This window comes from Streptomyces sp. NBC_00461, from assembly GCF_036013935.1.
Taxonomy (GTDB): domain Bacteria; phylum Actinomycetota; class Actinomycetes; order Streptomycetales; family Streptomycetaceae; genus Streptomyces.
The window spans coordinates 2,695,722-2,712,875 of the sequence record NZ_CP107902.1 but is presented as its reverse complement, the minus strand read 5'-3'; the positions used below and the strand labels follow the sequence as shown (position 1 = coordinate 2,712,875).

Sequence of the window (17,154 nt, the reverse complement as noted above, 5' to 3'; positions counted from 1 at the left end):
ACGGCAGGCCCTGAGGGGTTACAGGCCGAGCTCGACCTCGAACTCGCCCGCCTCCAGGATCGCCTTGACCGCGGTCAGGTAACGGGCCGCGTCGGCGCCGTCCACCAGACGGTGGTCGTAGGAGAGGGTCAGGTAGGTCATGTCGCGGACGCCGATGACCGTGCCCTCCTCGGTCTCGATGACCGCCGGGCGCTTGACCGTGGCACCGATGCCGAGGATCGCGACCTGGCCCGGCGGCACGATGATCGTGTCGAAGAGCGCACCGCGCGAACCGGTGTTGGAGATGGTGAAGGTCGCGCCGGACAGCTCGTCGGGCGTGATCTTGTTGGCGCGGACCTTGCCCGCCAGCTCCGCCGTGGCCTTCGCGATACCGGCGATGTTGAGGTCGCCCGCGTGCTTGATGACCGGGGTCATCAGGCCCTTCTCGGAGTCCACCGCGATACCGACGCTCTCGGTGTCGAAGTAGGTGATCGTGCCCTCGGCCTCGTTGATCTTGGCGTTGATGACCGGGTGGGCCTTCAGCGCCTGGGCCGCCGCCTTCACGAAGAACGGCATCGGGGAGAGCTTGACGCCCTCGCGGGCCGCGAAGGAGTCCTTCGCCCTGCCGCGGAGCTTCATCAGGCGGGTGACGTCGACCTCGACGACCGACGACAGCTGCGCCTGCTCGTGCAGCGCCTTGACCATGTTGTCGCCGATGACCTTGCGGATGCGCGGCATCTTGACGGTCTGGCCACGGAGGGGGGAGGCCTCCAGCGTCGGCGCCTTCTTGGCGGCCGGCGCGGCGGCGGCAGCGGGTGCCGGAGCAGCGGCGGCGGCCTTCGCGGCCTCGGCGGCGGCGATGACGTCCTGCTTGCGGATACGGCCGCCGACGCCGGTGCCCTTGACGACGGCCAGGTCGACGCCGTTCTCGGCGGCGAGCTTGCGCACCAGCGGGGTGACGTAGGCGCCGTCGTCACCGGCGGTCGCAGCCGGAGCCGGAGCCGGAGCCGGGGTGACGGGGGCGGGCGCCGGAGCCGGAGCGGACGGAACCGGCTCGGGAGCCGGGGTCGTGACCTGCTGCGGGGCCGGAGCCGTCGGGGCCTGCGGGGCCGGGGCGGCCGGAGCGGGCGCCGGAGCTGCCGGAGCCGGAGCTGCCGGGGCGGCGGCGGCGGGCGCCGGGGCCGGGGCGGCGGGGGCCGGGGCAGCCGCCGGAGCGGCACCGGGCGCGCCGATGACGGCGAGCTTGGCGCCGACCTCGGCGGTCTCGTCCTCGCCGACCACGATCTCCAGCAGGACACCGGCGACCGGCGCCGGGATCTCGGTGTCGACCTTGTCCGTGGAGACCTCGAGCAGGGGCTCGTCCTCCGCTACCTCCTCGCCGACCTCCTTCAGCCAGCGGGTGACGGTGCCCTCGGTGACGGACTCGCCGAGCGCGGGCAGGACGACGTCCGTGCCCTCGGCGGAACCGGCGCCGGTGGCGGCCTCGGCGGTGGGAGCAGGGGCCGGAGCCTCCTGCTCGGTGGACGGGGCAGCGGCCTGCGGGGCGGGCTCGGGAGCCGCGGCGGGCTCGGGCTCGGCAGCAGGGGCCGGGGCGGCGGCGGGCGCGCCCGTGCCGTCGTCGATGACGGCCAGCTCGGCGCCGACCTCAACGGTCTCGTCCTCGGCGACCTTGATGGACGCCAGGACACCGGCGGCGGGCGAGGGGATCTCGGTGTCGACCTTGTCGGTCGAGACCTCGAGCAACGGCTCGTCGGCCTCGACGCGCTCGCCCTCGGCCTTCAGCCAGCGAGTGACAGTGCCCTCGGTGACGCTCTCGCCGAGCGCCGGAAGGGTTACGGAAACCGCCATGGTTTCGGTTGCTCCTTAGTGCGGAAGTCTGTGTCGTCGCGTTCTTCGACCGAGGGTCAGTCGTGCGCGTGGAGGGGCTTGCCGGCCAGAGCCAGGTGAGCCTCGCCCATCGCCTCGTTCTGCGTCGGGTGGGCGTGGATGAGCTGCGCGACCTCGGCGGGCAGCGCCTCCCAGTTGTAGATCAGCTGGGCTTCGCCGACCTGCTCGCCCATGCGGTCGCCGACCATGTGGACGCCGACCACGGCACCGTCCTTGACCTGGACGAGCTTGATCTCGCCCGAGGTGTTGAGGATCTTGCTCTTGCCGTTGCCCGCGAGGCTGTACTTCAGAGCGACGACCTTGTCCGCACCGTAGATCTCCTTGGCCTTGGCCTCGGTGATGCCCACGGAGGCGACCTCGGGGTGGCAGTACGTCACCCGGGGCACGCCGTCGTAGTCGATCGGGACGGTCTTCAGACCGGCCAGACGCTCCGCCACCAGGATGCCCTCGGCGAAGCCGACATGCGCGAGCTGGAGGGTCGGGACGAGGTCGCCGACGGCGGAGATGGTGGGCACGTTGGTGCGCATGTACTCGTCGACCAGGACGTAGCCGCGGTCGATGGCGACGCCCTGCTCCTCGTAGCCCAGACCGGCCGAGACGGGCCCGCGGCCCACCGCGACCAGCAGGTACTCGGCCTCGAACTCCTTGCCGTCGGCCAGGGTGACCTTGACGCCGTCGGCGGTGTACTCGGCCTTCGAGAAGAAGGTGCCCAGGTTGAACTTGATGCCGCGCTTGCGGAAGGCGCGCTCAAGAAGCTTGGAGGAGTTCTCGTCCTCGACCGGGACGAGGTGCTTGAGGCCCTCGATGACCGTGACGTCCGTGCCGAAGGACTTCCAGGCGGAGGCGAACTCGACGCCGATGACGCCGCCGCCGAGGACGATCGCCGACTTCGGGACGCGGTCCAGGACGAGCGCGTGGTCCGAGGAGATGATGCGGTTGCCGTCGATCTCCAGGCCCGGCAGCGACTTCGGCACGGAGCCGGTCGCCAGCAGGACGTGACGGCCCTGGACGCGCCGGCCGTTCACGTCGACGGAGGTCGGGGACGACAGGCGGCCCTCACCCTCGATGTACGTCACCTTGCGGGACGCGATGAGACCCTGCAGGCCCTTGTACAGGCCGGAGATGACACCGTCCTTGTACTTGTGGACGGCGGGTACGTCGATGCCCTCGAAGGTGGCCTTCACACCGAACTGCTCGCTCTCGCGGGCCTGGTCGGCGATCTCGCCCGCGTGCAGCAGGGCCTTGGTGGGGATGCACCCCCGGTGCAGGCAGGTACCGCCGACCTTGTCCTTCTCGATCAGGGCGACGTCCAGGCCCAGCTGGGCCCCGCGCAGCGCCGCGGCGTAACCGCCACTACCACCGCCGAGGATCACTAGGTCGAAAACGGTGCTGGCGTCGTTCGCCACGTCACGTCCTCCATGCATGTGCGCCACGCCGGTCAGCAGTGACCGGTCGGCGGCTGGTGTCCGGCCGCTCTTTCTTCGGCCCTGTGGTGGGGGCCCTGTCCTGCCGAGCCCCATCTTCGCACTTGTCGGGGGCGAACGAGACGCCGGGCCCGTGTGTGAGACGTCCCACGTTCGGCTGAGCGCGCGTGGACACGTCCGGCTGAGCGCGCACGGAAGAGGGGGCTCAGCCCTACCCGCGCGCGGAGCCCCCTCACCCGACGTGACGTCAGCCCAGGTCGCCCGCCGCGGTCAGCTCCGCCAGCCGCACCAGCGTGCGTACCGCCGTACCCGTACCGCCCTTGGGGGTGTATCCGAAGGGTCCGCCCTCGTTGAAGGCCGGGCCCGCGATGTCCAGGTGTGCCCAGGTGATGCCCTCGCCCACGAACTCGCGCAGGAACAGACCGGCGACCAGGCCGCCGCCCATCCGCTCACCCATGTTCGCGATGTCGGCGGTGGGGGAGTCCATCCCCTTGCGCAGGTGCTCCGGCAGCGGCATCGGCCAGGCCGGCTCGCCGACCTCCTCGGCGGCCTCGTGCACCGCCGAGCGGAACGCGTCGTCGTTCGCCATGATCCCGAACGTCCGGCTGCCCAGCGCCAGCATCATCGCGCCGGTGAGCGTCGCGACGTCGACGATGGCGTCCGGCTTCTCCTGGGAGGCGGCCCACAGCGCGTCCGCGAGCACCAGTCGGCCCTCGGCGTCCGTGTTGAGGACCTCGACCGTCTTGCCGCTGTACATGCGCAGCACGTCACCGGGCCGGGTCGCGGAGCCCGACGGCATGTTCTCGGCCAGCGCCAGCCAGCCGGTGATGTTGACCTCAAGGCCGAGCCGCGCGGCGGCGACGACGGCCGCGAACACGGCGGCCGCGCCGCTCATGTCGCACTTCATCGTCTCGTTGTGGCCCGCCGGCTTCAGCGAGATGCCGCCCGAGTCGTAGGTGATGCCCTTGCCGACGAGCGCGAGGTGCTTCTTCGCCTTGGAGGAGGTGTACGACAGCTTCACCAGCCGCGGACCGGCGGCGGAACCCGCGCCGACACCGAGGATGCCGCCGTAGCCGCCCTTCTCCAGTGCCTTCTCGTCGAGCACCTGCACCTTGATGCCGTGCTCCTTGGCCGCGGCCTGCGCGACGGCGGCGAACGCCTCCGGGTCGAGGTCGTTCGGCGGGGTGTTGATCAGGTCGCGGGCGCGGTTGAGCTCCTCGGCGACGGCGGTGGCGCGCTCGACGGCCGCCTTGTGCTCCTTGTCGCGGGGCTTGCCGCCGAGGAGGGTGGCCTCGGCGAGCGGGGCCTTGCCGTTCTTGGCCTTCTCGTTCTTGCCGTTGTCCTTGTAGGCGTCGAAGGAGTACGCGCCGAGCAGCACGCCCTCGCCGATCGCGCCGATGGCGGAGGCGTCCAGGACCGGCAGCGCGAAGGCGGCCTTCTTGGCGCCGACGAGGGTGCGGGCGGCTGCGCCCGCCGCCTTGCGCAGGACCTCGGCGTCGAAGGCCGCCCCGTTCGCGTCCTTTTCGGGCTGCGAGCCCAGGCCCACCGCCACCACGACAGGGGCCTTGAAGCCGGAGGGCGCGGGCAGCTTGGTCACCTCGCCCTCGGCGCCGGAGGCACCGAGTGTCTCCAGGACGCCGGCGAGCTTGCCGTCGTAGGCCTTGTCCACGGCCTCGGCGCCGGGCGCCACGACCAGGTCCCCAGATGTGGAGCCGGTGCCCTTGGCCACACCGATCACGATCGCATCGGCCCGAAGACCGGGCGCCGCGGCGGTGCTGAGAGTGAGAGCAGTCACGGTGGTGAATTCTCGCTTCCGATGTGAAGTTCCTGTGGTCGATCTGTGTGGGTCGACCGGGCCCGACAGCCGACCCTAGATCTGACCTGAGGGCGCGGTCTCAGCGGGGCCTTCCCCGGTGCGGCGAACACTCCGGTTGAGCCTACGCGCGTGCGCCCGTTCCTCAGTCCCGGCCGACTTCGAGTCAGACGACCGGGTACACGAGCGGTACGGCCTCAGGAACCAAAAGCGGTACGGCCTCAAGAACTAGAAAGGACGAACCGGGGGTGTGGTGCCGGGCCCGGTGATCCCGAAGCCGGTCACCGCCGTGCCTGCCAAGCGGTCGGCGAGGGAGCGGCGGGTGGGCGAGAAGACCGGCAGCGCGTTGAGGAAGAAGACCGCGACGGCCAGCGTCCACACGAGGACCGACAGCACGAAGTGGCCCTCGACCAGCAGGATGCAGGCGACGGCGTACACGGCGATGTCCGCGGCCGTGGTGACGGCGGCACGCACCGCGGCACGGCGAGGAGCGCTCGGCGTGACCTTCAGCCCGAGCAGTCCCTTGCCGACGGTCCGCCCGGCGAGGGCGAGGCAGCCCCACTGGTACAGGAACGTCGCCACGATCAGCGCCCCGAAGGCCTCCTCGACCTGGAGCACCACCTTGCCCCACAGCGAAAGGCCGAGGTTCTCCGAGGCTCCGATGACGTCGCCGCGCGAGGTCACCAGGTCGAAGCCGCCGCGGGTGGCGAGTTCGGGTACGTCGGTGACGAGCGCGGAGATGCGGTGGAAGGTCAGCACGGCCAGCCCGGCGGCCAGTGTGAGCACCAGCGCGAAGTCGATGAACCAGGCCATGGCACGACGAAGTTTCGGCACGAACGTCCCCCGATCAAGATCCCTTGTCCGTACGGCCGAAAAGACTACTGCCCCAGTGACAACACCAGGAGCGAAACCGTCGCCGCGGTCTCCGCCAGCCCCCCGAACACATCGCCGGTGACCCCGCCGAAGCGGCGTGTGCAGTGGCGGAGCAGGAGTTCGGCGACGGCGAGGGAGACGAGGACCGCCGCCGCCGTACGGACCATGTCGTACGTCCCGAGCAGCGCACCCCCGGCGGCGGCCGCCCCGGTCACCACGACCGCCGCGACCACCGCCGCCCGTACCGGCACCACGCCCGCGACCGCCGCCCCCAGCCCCTCGGGCCGGGCGGCCGGCACGCCCGCCCGCGCGGCCAGGGTGAGCGCGAGCCGGGCGGCGGTCGCCGAGACGACGGCGGCGAGCGCACCCCGCCCCCACGAGTCGCCGTACGCCTGAGCCAGCGCGGCCACCTGCGCCAGCAGCACCAGGACGAGCGTGATCACCCCGAACGGCCCGATGTCCGACTGCTTCATGATCCGCAGCGCGTCCTCGGCGGGCTTGCCGCTGCCGAGCCCGTCCGCGGTGTCCGCGAGCCCGTCGAGGTGCAGACCACGGGTGAGGACGGCGGGTACGGCGGCGGTCGCGACGGCGGCGAGCAGCGGGCCCGCGCCCAGCGCCAGCAGCAGTACGCCGATCAGGGCCGCGCAGCCGCCCACGACCAGGCCGGACAGCGGGGCGCAGAGCATGCCGCCGCGTGCGGCGTCCCGGTCCCAGCGGGTCACCGGTACGGGCAGCACGGTGAGGGTGCCGAAGGCGAAACGGAGGCCGTCCGGCCAGGGGGTCTTGAGCACCGGCGCAGGTTACCCGGCGGTTGTCAGGAGAGCTGCGGCGGCCGTGGATAAAGTGCGCATATGGGACATTGGCTGCAGCGGAACATCATCGAGCCCGGCAAGCTGCCGTTGCTGCTCGCCCTCACCGCGTTCGTGCTGACGTTCCTGATCACCCGGACGATCGTCCGTCTCATCCGGGCGGGCAAGGGCCCCTTCGGCAACGTCAAGGCGGGCGGGCTCCACATCCACCATGTCGTGCCCGGCGTCGTGCTCACCGTCCTCGGCGGCTTCGGGGCGGTCGCCAGCAGCCGGCACGGGTTCGGTGCGGCCGCCTTCGCGGTGGTCTTCGGCATGGGCGCGGGTCTGGTCCTGGACGAGTTCGCGCTGATCCTGCACCTCGACGACGTCTACTGGAGCGAGCAGGGCCGCAAGAGCGTCGAGGTCGTCGTGCTGACGGCGGCCCTGGTCGGGCTGATGCTCGCGGGCTTCTCGCCGTTCGGCGTCAACGACATGAGCCAGGGGGAGCTGCAGGACCGGGGCAGCGTGATCTCGACGGTGGTGATCAACTTCCTGTTCGCGCTGGCCGTCCTGAGCAAGGGCAAGGCCAGGATGGCGATCTTCAGCGTGATCATCCCGCTCATCGGTCTGATCGGCGCCGTACGCCTCGCCCGTCCCGGCTCACCCTGGGCCAGGCGCTTCTACCGCCGCCGCCCCCGCGCCCGGGCCAAGTCCACCCTGCGCGCCTACCACCACGACCGCCGCTGGGCCGGCCCCCGCCGCAGGTTCCAGGACCTCATCGGCGGAAAACCCGACCCCGAACCGAGCCGCGCCCTGGGCCGGTGAGGCCTCCGGAGCGCCGGGACCCCGGACCGCGGCGGTGGCGGTGGCGGTGGCGCAGGGTCGAGATGGCGCACAGGAGCACCACTGTCCCGATCGCCGCCAGGTGTTCCTTGCCGGCGAGGTTTCCCTTCAGCAGCACCTCGATCGCCATCGCCGCGATCACCGCACCGGCCGTGACGCGGGCGCCGTAGCGCCAGCCGAGGAAGACGGCGAGCCCCACCACGGCCGCTGATGGGCCGGTGTCCACGACCCAGGCGTCCGAGGCGGGCAGGCCCAGCGGACTGTCGAAGCCGAGCCGGATGCCCAGGCGGGCGTACAGCGTTCCGGCGAGGGTGGCGGCGTAGGCGATGACCAGCGTGCGCCACCGGCCGATGCAGATCTCCGCGATGCCGAAGACGAAGAGGATCTGCGCGAGTGCGCCCCAGACCGGGAGGTCCAGCGCCGGGACGAACAGCGAGAGGGGAGTGCGGACCAACGCCAGCCACAGCGGGTCCTCGGCGCGCACGGCCCCGATGTCCTGCACGAACTGATAACCCCACGACTGGTTCTGCACGATCTGCACGACCGTCGTCAGCGCCACCGCCCCGAGCGTCATCGGGATCGCCCGCCGGCGCCGCTCGACCAGCGGGTCACGCACCGTGCGGTACAGGAGTCCCCATTCGGCGCGGGCCCAGCGGGCGAGCCTGTTCATCCGGCGGTCCTCACCTGTGCGTTTCGAGGTGCTTGCGGTGCAGCCACTTCGGCAGCCCCGGCGCCTCCAGAAACCCTTCCGCGCGAGCCGACGCGATACCGATGCGCGGCAGGTCCGCGCTCTTCTCGAAGAGCAGGAACCGCGGCTCCCAGATGGGCCGGTACTTGGCGTTGGCGCGGTACAGCGACTCGATCTGCCACCAGCGCGAGAAGAAGCTGAGCAGCGAGCGCCACAGCCGCAGCACCGGCCCGGCACCGATCCGCGCCCCACGTTCGAAGACGGAACGGAACATGGCGAAGTTGAGCGAGACCTGCCTGACCTGGATCTCCTGGGCGCGGCGCAGGAGTTCGAGCACCATGAACTCCATCAGCCCGTTGTCGGAGTCGCGGTCACGTCGCATCAGGTCGAGGGAGAGCCCGTGCGGCCCCCAGGGCACGAAGGACAGCAGCGCCCTCAACTCGCCCTCGCCGTCCGTGCATTCGAGCATCACGCACTGCCCGTCGTCCGGATCCCCGAGCCGCCCGAGCGCCATGCTGAACCCACGCTCGGTGGCCCCGTCCCGCCAGTCGTCCGCCCGCTTCAGCAGGTACGTCATCTCGTCGTCGGGGATGTCCTCGTGCCGCCGGACGCGCACGGTGTACCCGGCCCGCTTCACCCGGTTGTAGGCCTGCCGCACCGTCCGCATGGCACGCCCCTCCAGGGTGAACTCGGCGACCTCCACCAGGGCCTCGTCGCCGAGCTCCAGCGCGTCCAGACCGTGGCGCGCGTACACGGTCCCGGCCTCCTCGCTCGCCCCCATCACGGCGGGGATCCACCCGTGCGCCCGCGCCTCGGCCAGCCACGGCTCGATCGCGCCGGGCCAGGCCTCCGGGTCGCCGATGGGATCACCGGACGCCAGCGAGACGCCCCCGACGACCCGGTACGCGACGGCCGCCTTGCCGGTCGGCGACCACACGACGCTCTTCTCCCGGCGCAGCGAGAAGTACCCGAGCGAGTCCCGCTCGCCCTGCCGCTCCAGCAGCTCCCGCAGCCGCTTCTCGTCGTCCTCGGTGAGCGGGTCGACGGCGCGCCGGGACCGGAAGGCCGCGTAGAAGACGGCGAGGACGAGGACCGTGCTGAGTACGTTGATGGCGACGTTGATCCAGTTCGGCGCGTCGACGCCGGGGAAGTGGGACTCGTCGACGGCGATGGAGACGAGGCGGAAGGTGCCGTAGCGCCAGCGCTCAAGGAACGTCGAACGGGAGGCGTCCGCCGCCTCGTTGGTGACCGTCACCAGCAGCGCCGCCAGCAGCGAGGCGACCAGCGTGCCGCCCACCGCGACGGCGGCGGCGAGCTTCGGGTTCGAGCGGTCGCCCTTGGCGTAGAACTCCCGCCGCCCTACCAGCAGGGCGGCGACGAAGGCCGCGGTGAGGGCCAGCGAGATCCAGTTCTGCACGTACTGCCGGATCTCCGGGAACGCCATGGCGAAGGAGAACAGCGCGAGGAACGGGCCCGCCAGGGCGAGGTTGAGGATCCACGCGGCGCGCTTGCGGCGCCGCATGGTGATGGCGAGGAACGCCGTGAACACCCCGGAGGCGAAGCCCGCGGTCAGCAGGTACGGGGTGAAGAAGTTCTCCTGGTTGTGCCGTCGCACGTCCTGCCCCAGAGAGACCCAGACGGCACTGAGGAAATTGACGAACGCGACGGCCCGCAAGTACCAGACGGCGAAGGCGGCGGCTCGCCGCGAGGCATTTCGGGCATCTCCCATGGATGAGGATCATATGGGCGATGCCTCGGTGAACCTGACCATCTTTGGTCTGAGGCCGGTCGACTTTCGGCCGGTTCTCCGGCCTACTCGATCTCCTCCGCCTCGGTCTCCTCATCCTTCTTCTCGGATTCCTCGGACACCTCAGCCACCTCGGCCACCTGCGGCTTCTCCGGCAGTTCCGCCGCCAGCGCCGCCGCGGCCTGCACCAGCGGCAGCGCCAGCAGCGCCCCCGCGCCCTCGCCCACGGTCACCCCGTGCGACAGCAGCGGCTCCAGCGCCATCCGGTCCAGCGCCTTCGCCTGGCCCGGCTCCCCGCTGTCGTGCGCGGCCAGCCACCAGTCCGGTGCCCGGAACGCGACCCGCTGCGCCACCAGCGCACAGGCGGCCGCCACGACCCCGTCCAGGATCACCGGCATCTTGCGCACCGCGCTCTGCAGCAGGAAGCCCGTCATCGCGGTGAGATCGGCCCCGCCCACGGCCGCCAGCAGTTGCAGTTGGTCGCCCAGCACCGGCCGGGCCCGCCTGAGCGCGTCCCGGATCGCCGCGCACTTGCGCATCCACGCCAGGTCGTCGATGGCGAGCCCGCCCCGCCCGGTGACGACGGACGCGTCGGTCCCGCACAGCGCGGCGATCAGCACGCCGGCCGGTGTCGTCCCGCCGACGCTCACATCGCCGAGCACCACCAGATCCGTACCGGAGTCGGCCTCCTCGTCGGCCACCGCGACCCCGGCACGGAACGCGGCCTCCGCCTCCTCGGCCGTCAGCGCGTCCTCGTGGTCGATCCGCCCGCTGCCGCGCCGCACCCGGTGGCGTACGACCTCGTCGGGCAGCGTCTCGGGATCGCAGTCCAGCGCCATGTCGACGACGCGCACCGGCACGCCGAGGCGCCGGGCCAGCACCGACACCGGACGGCCGCCCTCCAGGACCTCCCGCACCAGGGCGTCCGCGGTGCCCGCGGGCCGCGCCGAGACGCCGAGTTCGGCGACTGAGTGGTCACCGGCGAACAGAATGACCCGCGGTCGTTCGATCGGCCGTACCGGCACCGCGGACTGCGCCGCTGACAGCCACTCGCCCAGGTCGTCGAGGCGGCCCAGCGACCCGGGAGGCACGATCTGACGCTCCCGGCGCTCCTCGGCGTCGCGGCGCACCCCGCCGTCGGGGCGCTCGATCAGATCGGTGAAGTCGTCGAGATTAAGCGAGCTCATTCGCCGAACAGTACCGGCACCGATCGAACGTGACAGCGCCACATGGGCACCACGCGCGCGTGACGTCGTTGCTCCCAAGAACTGGATCCCATACGTTCCGTTTTGCAGCGGATTGTCGTACGTCTTCGGGAGCCGCCATGATCAGCCTGCGCACCCGCGTCAGTGTCCTCGACCGGCAAAGACGCCACCGCTCGACGGCCCGGGCGATCCTGCGGCTGCTGCCCGAACCGGAGAGCTGGCTGGACGTGGGCACGGGCGACGCCCACTTCCCCGAGACGGCGCGACGACTCTTCCCCTACACCTCCATCGACGGCCTCGACCCGACCCCGCGCGTGGCGTACGCCCGTCACGCGGAGCGCGTCGAGGAGGCGTACGCGGGGCATGTGACGGATCCTCACATCACGACGATCCTGCGCGCCCGCTACGACGTCGTCACGCTCCTGGAGAGCCGCTCACCCGCCCCGGACCCCGCCGCCGAACTCCGCGCCGCCCTCATGCTGCTGCGCCCCGGCGGCCTGCTCCTCGTGGAGGCGCCCCCGCCCGACGCGTACGACCTGCGCGGGCAACTGGAGTCCCAGGGCTGCGCGATCGTGGCGACGAGCCGTCATGTCCTGGACCGGCTCCCGTACACATGCCGGATCATCGCCCGCCGAACGGCGTCAGCCGCGTAGCACCAGGGCCTGTCCCGCCACCACGAGCACCACCTGCTCGCACTCCCCGGCGAACGCCGCGTTCAGCCGCCCCAGCTCGTCCCGGTACCGCCGCCCCGACGCGGTGGCCGGGACGATCCCCGACCCCACCTCGTTCGAAACGGCCACCACGGTCCGCCGGGTCGCCCGCACCGCCGCCGTCAGCTCCCGCACCCGCTCGCGCAGCGCACGCTCACCGCCGTCCGCCCACACCGCGTCGTCCCACGCCCCGACGGAGTCCATCGCGTCCGTCAGCCACAGGGACAGACAGTCGACGAGCAGCGGCGGCCCGTCGCCCTGGAGCAACGGCACCAGGTCGCAGGTCTCGGCGGTCCGCCAGGACCCCGGCCGGCGCTCCCGGTGAACGGCTACCCGCGAGGCCCATTCCGTGTCCCCGCTGCGGGAGCCGCCCGTCGCCACGTACAGCACCTCGGGGAAGGCCTCCAGGCGCCGCTCGGCCTCCACCGACTTCCCGGACCGGGCGCCGCCGAGGACCAGCGTCCGCCGCGGCACATCGGGCACGTTCTCGTACACCCCGACGGTCAGCGTCGTGCCGTCCGGCACGGCCCGCGCGCCCGCCGCGGCGAGCCGCCGCCGCACCTCGGCACCGGGCGGCACGTCATGGTCGAGGTGCACGGCGACGACGTCGGTGGTCGGCCCCAGCGCCCCCACCGCCCGCAACTTCGCCAGCGCGTCCGGCCGCCCCACGACATCGGCGAGCACCATGTCGTACGACTCCGCCGACCCGTTCTCCAACCCGGCAGGCGCGCCACCCGGCGGCAGGTACAGCAGCCGCTGCCCGGTGGGCCCGGTCACCGCGTAGCCGGTGCCCGGCCCGTCCATCGCCACCGCCCGCACCCGATGTCCCGTCAGCAGCGCCAACTCCCGCCCGTCGGGCACCCGCCCGGGCTGCGGCAGCCCCGCGGGCACCTCGACGGCCGGCCCGTCGTGCGGGTGCGACAGCAGCACCTGCCGTACGCCGCCCAGCGACTGCCCGGCCCGCGCGGCCGCGAACGCCGCGCCCGGGGTCAGGTCGAGCAGCAGGGTCCCGTCCACGAGCACGGCGGTCGCCGCCCGTGCGTCGGCGCCGAGCGCGACCGCACAGGCGGCACAGGGACAGTCGGGGCGGGGCAGGCCCGCGGGGGCACCGGTGCCGAGCAGAGTCACTTCCACGATGCGATTTTCGCCCGTCGCTGCTGATCTGGCGTCACGGGTACGTCCCTAAGGGGCGCGGGGCCGTGACATCAGCGGCTGCGCCGCGGGGCGCGACAAGCCCCCACCGGCCCTCACGCAACCGACTACCTTAGGTTGATCACGGCGTAACCCAGCGGAGCGAGGAGGCGTACATGGCGTCATGGACGTGGCGGTTCGAGAAGGCCGACGGGGCGGAGGTCCAGCCCGCGGTGCAGCCCGAGGAGTTCACCACGCAGGGGGATGCCGAGTCCTGGATCGGCGAGTACTGGAAGCCGCTGCAGGAAGGCGGCGCCGACCAGGCGCGGCTGTTCGAGGACTCCACGGAGATCTACGGGCCGATGAGCCTGCACGCCGAGGACGCGTAGTCGGGACGAGGCCCCGGGCAGAGGGGCGGCCGCGACCCGGCCGCCCCGTCTCCTCACTGCTCGCCCAGCGTCACCTCGGTCTTCTTCTCACTCCCGTTCCGGGTGAACGTCACCGACGTCTTCTCGCCCGGCTGGTCCGCCGCCAGCGCCTCGGACAGGGACGTGATGGTGGTGATGTCCGTGTCGCCCAGCCTGGTGATGATGTCCCCGGCCTGGATGCCGGCCTTGTCGGCCGCCCCGCCGCTCTTCACCTCGACCACGGCGACCCCGGCGGCCTGGTACCGGCTGTCGACGACCGTGCGGCCCGTGATGTTCAGCGCCGCCCGGCCCGAGTCGGTGACCTTGCCGTCCTTGACGATCTGGTCGGCGATCGTCCTCACCGTCGACGAGGGGATCGCGAACCCGATCCCGGGCGCCGCGCCGCCCCCGAGACTGGGGTCCGTGGCGGCGAGCGTCGGAATGCCGATGACCTGCCCGTCGAGGTTGACGAGGGCGCCGCCGCTGTTGCCGGGGTTGATGGCCGCGGACGTCTGCACCATGTTCCCGATCGTCGCGCCGGTACCGCCGGCCGAGCTGCCCTCGGTGACGGTCCGTCCGGTCGCCGAGACGATGCCCTGCGTCACGCTGGACGACAACCCGAGCGGCGAGCCCATCGCCAGGACGATCTGCCCGACCTCGACCTTCGGGGAGTCCGCGAAGGTCGCCGCCTTGAGCCCGCTGGGCACCGTGTCCAGCTTGATGACGGCGAGGTCCTGGTCCGGGTACGAGCTGACCAGCTCGGCGGTGTGCACGCCCTCGCTGTTGGCGGTCGTCACCTGCAACGTCTTCTCGTCCCCGACGACGTGCGCGTTGGTGACGACGTGCCCCTGGTCGTCGTACACGATCCCCGACCCCAGATCGTTGCCCGCCTGGATCTGCACGACCGACGGCAGTACGTCCTTGATCACCTTCTGGTAGTCGTTCTGCAGATCGCTGGTCGTCATGGGGACGGCGGCCTGTGCGGCCCGCGCGGTCGACTTCTCCGTGTCGCTCCGGGAGCCGGAGTCGGAGCAGGCCGAGACGAACGCGAGAGAGCAGCAGAGAGCGGCGGCACAAGCGAGCAGCCGCTGGGCACGGATCCGGGAAACGTCCATGCCCCGAGTCTCACTTCGGAGTGAATCCCCGGCTCGTGGCGCACGCCCGAACGGGGCTCAGCCGCGTACCCCGCACAGGTGCAGCAGCGCCGCCACCCCACGGTACGGATCCGTCCGCCCCGCCCGCTCCTCGGCCGTCAGCAGGGTCTGTACGTCCGCCGGGATCTCCGCCCCGTCCGCCGCGGTGTCCGTGAACACCCGCACCCCGTACCAGGCGTGCAGCGGCGCGCCGATCCCGGCCAGCGTCGCGGTCAGCGTCCCCAGCCGGTCGGCCCGGACGTCCAGGCCGAGCCGGTTGGTGTACGAGACCGTGTCGAAGGCGCCCAGCGCGGACGTCCAGTCCCCGGACAGCCCCGGCCGCATCGCCAGCGCGTCGGCGTTGCGCACGAGCAGCGACAGCAGTCCGCCGTGGGCGAGCATCCGGGCCAGTCCGGCCAGCAGCGGATCAGGCTCCTCGACGTACATCAGCACCCCGTGGCACAGGACCACGTCGAAGCTGCCCGGCAGGAAGTGCACGCCGGTGTCGCGGCCGTCGCCCTCGATGATCCGCACCCGGTCCCGGATGCCCTCGGGCTCCCCGGAGAGGGCCTCGCGCGCGGCCGCGACCATCGTGGAGTCCTGCTCAAGGCCGGTCACCTGATGCCCGGCCCGGGCCAGACGCAGCGCCTGGGTGCCCTGGCCCATGCCCACGTCGAGCACCCGAAGCCGCTGCCCGACCGGGAAACGGCCCGCTATCTGCTCGTCGAGCTGCCGGGCCACCAGCTCCTGCCGTACGACATCGCGCAGACCGCCCAGCGTGTTCAGCCACGCATCCGCCGCGCCCCCGGAGAACGACGTAGTGCTCAGGGCCGCTCTCCGCGCTTGACCTGCGGCTTCGGCAGCCGGAGCCTACGCATCTGGAGGGAGCGCATCAGGGCGTACCGGGTGGCGCCCTTGGTGTTCTGGTCCGGGAAGCGCTCGGCGAGCTGCTTCCTCAGCCGGAAGGCGCTGACGATCGCGTCGAGCACGATGAGCACGATCACCACGAGCCACAGCAGCAGCGCGATGCTCTGCAGCGAGCCCACCCGCACCATGCTCAGCACGAGGATGACCACGGCCATCGGCAGGAAGAACTCCGCGACGTTGAAACGGGAGTCGATCCAGTCGCGGGCGAACTTCCGCACCGGCCCCTTGTCGCGGGCGGGCAGATAACGCTCGTCGCCACCGGCCAGCGCTTGGCGCTGCCGGTCCATCGCGGCACGCCGCTCGTCACGCTGACGCCTGGAGGCGTCCTTGCGCGTCATCGAGGTGCTGGCGACGCTGCGGCGCTGGGACTGGGCGGCACTGCGCTTGGGCGTGGGCCTGCCCTTCTTGGCCTGAGGGTCACGGGGCTGCTTGGAGTCGGTCAGCGACGCCTTGTCGGCGCCTGCGGCCTTCTCTTCCTTGGCACGGCTACGGAACACAAAACCCAAGGGTACGGGGTGCCCGGGGTTGGACCCCAGCCCCGCGGGGAACGATCCGGCAACACCAGTCGTCATGTAAGGGACAGAGGGGACGTTGCGCGTGCTTCCGGCCCCGGTGTCCGTCAGGGGTTTCCTTGGGGGGACACCTACTCCCTACGCCGGAGCGGGAGCGGTGGCAGTCGTCCTTGGGGATGAGCGCATCCGTCCCCGAACAGTGCGTCAATGGATGCAGGGCCCGTACTGTGGGTCTTGTCGCAGAGCTGGACGTCAGAAGGGGGCGCGCGAAGCCCATGAGCGGTGTCATGAAGCGTATGGGGATGATCTTCCGCGCGAAGGCGAACAAGGCCCTTGACCGGGCCGAGGACCCGCGCGAGACCCTCGATTACTCGTACCAGAAGCAGTTGGAGCTGCTGCAGAAGGTGCGCCGCGGTGTGGCCGACGTGGCCACGTCGCGCAAGCGCCTGGAGCTCCAGCTCAACCAGCTGCAGTCGCAGTCGACGAAGCTGGAGGACCAGGGCCGCAAGGCGCTCGCGCTGGGCCGTGAGGACCTGGCCCGCGAGGCGCTCTCGCGTCGCGCCGCACTCCAGCAGCAGGTCACCGACCTTGAGACGCAGCACGCGACGCTGCAGGGCGAGGAGGAGAAACTCACTCTGGCGGCCCAGCGGCTCCAGGCCAAGGTCGACGCCTTCCGTACGAAGAAGGAGACGATCAAGGCCACGTACACCGCCGCCCAGGCCCAGACCCGGATCGGCGAGGCCTTCTCCGGCATCTCGGAGGAAATGGGCGACGTGGGCCTGGCGATCCAGCGCGCCGAGGACAAGACGGCGCAGCTGCAGGCCCGGGCCGGCGCCATCGACGAACTGCTCGCCTCGGGTGCCCTCGACGACCAGTCCGGCATGCACAAGGACGAGATCCAGGCCGAGCTGGACCGGATCTCCGGTGGTACGGATGTAGAGCTGGAACTGCAGCGCATGAAGGCCGAACTGGCCGGCGGCTCCTCGTCCCCCCAGGCGATCGAGGGCGGCGCGGGCGGCTCGCAGTCCCAGCAGCAGCCGAAGGACACCCCGCGCTTCGACAAGCAGTAGGGGCCCACGCCGAGGAG

16 protein-coding genes are annotated in these 17,154 nt (G+C 71.6%); 4 read left to right on the top strand and 12 right to left on the bottom strand.

Annotation, left to right across the window (positions count from 1 at the left end; all coding sequences use genetic code 11):
* Positions 1-18: 18 nt before the first annotated feature.
* The 5 genes from sucB to OG870_RS12900 form a co-directional block, all read right to left on the bottom strand.
* Positions 19-1,827: a 2-oxoglutarate dehydrogenase, E2 component, dihydrolipoamide succinyltransferase gene (gene sucB / locus OG870_RS12920; protein WP_266840833.1), complete on the bottom strand. Its 1,809-nt coding sequence runs from the start codon at positions 1,825-1,827 to the stop codon at positions 19-21.
* 56 nt (positions 1,828-1,883) lie between these two features.
* On the bottom strand, positions 1,884-3,272 hold the full coding sequence (gene lpdA / locus OG870_RS12915) for a dihydrolipoyl dehydrogenase (protein WP_266512977.1): 1,389 nt from the start codon (positions 3,270-3,272) through the stop codon (positions 1,884-1,886).
* A gap of 265 nt (positions 3,273-3,537) precedes the next feature.
* On the bottom strand, positions 3,538-5,085 hold the full coding sequence (locus OG870_RS12910; RefSeq protein WP_327690874.1) for a leucyl aminopeptidase: 1,548 nt from the start codon (positions 5,083-5,085) through the stop codon (positions 3,538-3,540).
* Between the two features lie 246 nt (positions 5,086-5,331).
* The gene (locus OG870_RS12905; protein WP_266923750.1) at positions 5,332-5,916 is read right to left on the bottom strand and encodes an RDD family protein; all 585 of its coding nucleotides are present in this window, start codon (positions 5,914-5,916) and stop codon (positions 5,332-5,334) included.
* Between the two features lie 65 nt (positions 5,917-5,981).
* Positions 5,982-6,767 carry an adenosylcobinamide-GDP ribazoletransferase gene (locus OG870_RS12900; RefSeq protein WP_266512970.1) on the bottom strand — a complete coding sequence of 262 codons (786 nt, stop codon included), beginning with the start codon at positions 6,765-6,767 and terminating at the stop codon, positions 5,982-5,984.
* 60 nt (positions 6,768-6,827) lie between these two features.
* On the opposite strand from OG870_RS12900, the gene OG870_RS12895 reads away from it, so the two are divergent.
* Entirely contained in the window at positions 6,828-7,589 is a 762-nt protein-coding gene (locus OG870_RS12895; RefSeq protein WP_266585262.1) for a hypothetical protein, read from the top strand.
* Here OG870_RS12895 and OG870_RS12890 read toward each other — a convergent pair.
* The 3 genes from OG870_RS12890 to cobT all read right to left on the bottom strand — a co-directional run bounded on the left by OG870_RS12890 (position 7,540) and on the right by cobT (position 11,229).
* Complete coding sequence (locus OG870_RS12890; protein ID WP_266512964.1) at positions 7,540-8,277, bottom strand: hypothetical protein; 738 nt, start codon at positions 8,275-8,277, stop codon at positions 7,540-7,542. The two genes, OG870_RS12895 and OG870_RS12890, sit on opposite strands and share 50 nt — an antisense overlap.
* A 10-nt stretch (positions 8,278-8,287) precedes the next feature.
* Positions 8,288-10,024 carry a phosphatidylglycerol lysyltransferase domain-containing protein gene (locus OG870_RS12885; protein ID WP_266840842.1) on the bottom strand — a complete coding sequence of 579 codons (1,737 nt, stop codon included), beginning with the start codon at positions 10,022-10,024 and terminating at the stop codon, positions 8,288-8,290.
* Positions 10,025-10,107: 83 nt separating this feature from the next.
* Positions 10,108-11,229 (bottom strand): nicotinate-nucleotide--dimethylbenzimidazole phosphoribosyltransferase, encoded by a 1,122-nt coding sequence (cobT, locus tag OG870_RS12880; protein WP_266512958.1) that lies wholly within the window; start codon positions 11,227-11,229, stop codon positions 10,108-10,110.
* A 137-nt stretch (positions 11,230-11,366) separates the two neighbouring features.
* Between cobT and OG870_RS12875 the strand changes: the two genes are divergently transcribed.
* Positions 11,367-11,900 carry a class I SAM-dependent methyltransferase gene (locus tag OG870_RS12875; protein ID WP_266840844.1) on the top strand — a complete coding sequence of 178 codons (534 nt, stop codon included), beginning with the start codon at positions 11,367-11,369 and terminating at the stop codon, positions 11,898-11,900.
* Here OG870_RS12875 and OG870_RS12870 read toward each other — a convergent pair.
* Complete coding sequence (locus OG870_RS12870) at positions 11,889-13,091, bottom strand: bifunctional adenosylcobinamide kinase/adenosylcobinamide-phosphate guanylyltransferase (protein WP_266512953.1); 1,203 nt, start codon at positions 13,089-13,091, stop codon at positions 11,889-11,891. The two genes, OG870_RS12875 and OG870_RS12870, sit on opposite strands and share 12 nt — an antisense overlap.
* Positions 13,092-13,264: 173 nt before the next feature.
* Here OG870_RS12870 and OG870_RS12865 point away from each other — a divergent pair, with 173 nt between their 5' ends.
* Positions 13,265-13,477: a hypothetical protein gene (locus OG870_RS12865; protein WP_266512951.1), complete on the top strand. Its 213-nt coding sequence runs from the start codon at positions 13,265-13,267 to the stop codon at positions 13,475-13,477.
* A 53-nt stretch (positions 13,478-13,530) separates the two neighbouring features.
* On the opposite strand, the gene OG870_RS12860 is transcribed toward OG870_RS12865, so the two are convergent.
* The 3 genes from OG870_RS12860 to OG870_RS12850 form a co-directional block, all read right to left on the bottom strand.
* Positions 13,531-14,610, bottom strand: coding sequence for a S1C family serine protease (locus OG870_RS12860; protein WP_266585268.1), 1,080 nt, complete (start codon positions 14,608-14,610; stop codon positions 13,531-13,533).
* A gap of 57 nt (positions 14,611-14,667) precedes the next feature.
* Positions 14,668-15,369, bottom strand: coding sequence for a class I SAM-dependent methyltransferase (locus tag OG870_RS12855; RefSeq protein ID WP_266585270.1), 702 nt, complete (start codon positions 15,367-15,369; stop codon positions 14,668-14,670).
* 83 nt (positions 15,370-15,452) lie between these two features.
* Entirely contained in the window at positions 15,453-16,127 is a 675-nt protein-coding gene (locus OG870_RS12850; RefSeq protein WP_266585272.1) for a DUF3043 domain-containing protein, read from the bottom strand.
* 242 nt (positions 16,128-16,369) lie between these two features.
* On the opposite strand from OG870_RS12850, the gene OG870_RS12845 reads away from it, so the two are divergent.
* On the top strand, positions 16,370-17,137 hold the full coding sequence (locus tag OG870_RS12845) for a PspA/IM30 family protein (RefSeq protein WP_266520206.1): 768 nt from the start codon (positions 16,370-16,372) through the stop codon (positions 17,135-17,137).
* The last annotated feature ends 17 nt before the right edge of the window (positions 17,138-17,154 follow it).

Excerpts from the sequence above, each read along its gene's own strand:
- sucB (WP_266840833.1), bottom strand. The coding sequence starts at position 1,827 with ATGGCGGTTTCCGTAACCCTTCCGGCGCTCGGCGAGAGCGTCACCGAG.
- OG870_RS12905 (WP_266923750.1), bottom strand. The coding sequence starts at position 5,916 with ATGGCCTGGTTCATCGACTTCGCGCTGGTGCTCACACTGGCCGCCGGG.
- OG870_RS12895 (WP_266585262.1), top strand. The coding sequence starts at position 6,828 with ATGGGACATTGGCTGCAGCGGAACATCATCGAGCCCGGCAAGCTGCCG.
- OG870_RS12890 (WP_266512964.1), bottom strand. The coding sequence starts at position 8,277 with ATGAACAGGCTCGCCCGCTGGGCCCGCGCCGAATGGGGACTCCTGTAC.
- OG870_RS12885 (WP_266840842.1), bottom strand. The coding sequence starts at position 10,024 with ATGGGAGATGCCCGAAATGCCTCGCGGCGAGCCGCCGCCTTCGCCGTC.
- cobT (WP_266512958.1), bottom strand. The coding sequence starts at position 11,229 with ATGAGCTCGCTTAATCTCGACGACTTCACCGATCTGATCGAGCGCCCC.
- OG870_RS12875 (WP_266840844.1), top strand. The coding sequence starts at position 11,367 with ATGATCAGCCTGCGCACCCGCGTCAGTGTCCTCGACCGGCAAAGACGC.
- OG870_RS12865 (WP_266512951.1), top strand. The coding sequence starts at position 13,265 with ATGGCGTCATGGACGTGGCGGTTCGAGAAGGCCGACGGGGCGGAGGTC.
- OG870_RS12860 (WP_266585268.1), bottom strand. The coding sequence starts at position 14,610 with ATGGACGTTTCCCGGATCCGTGCCCAGCGGCTGCTCGCTTGTGCCGCC.
- OG870_RS12850 (WP_266585272.1), bottom strand. The coding sequence starts at position 16,127 with ATGACGACTGGTGTTGCCGGATCGTTCCCCGCGGGGCTGGGGTCCAAC.
- OG870_RS12845 (WP_266520206.1), top strand. The coding sequence starts at position 16,370 with ATGATCTTCCGCGCGAAGGCGAACAAGGCCCTTGACCGGGCCGAGGAC.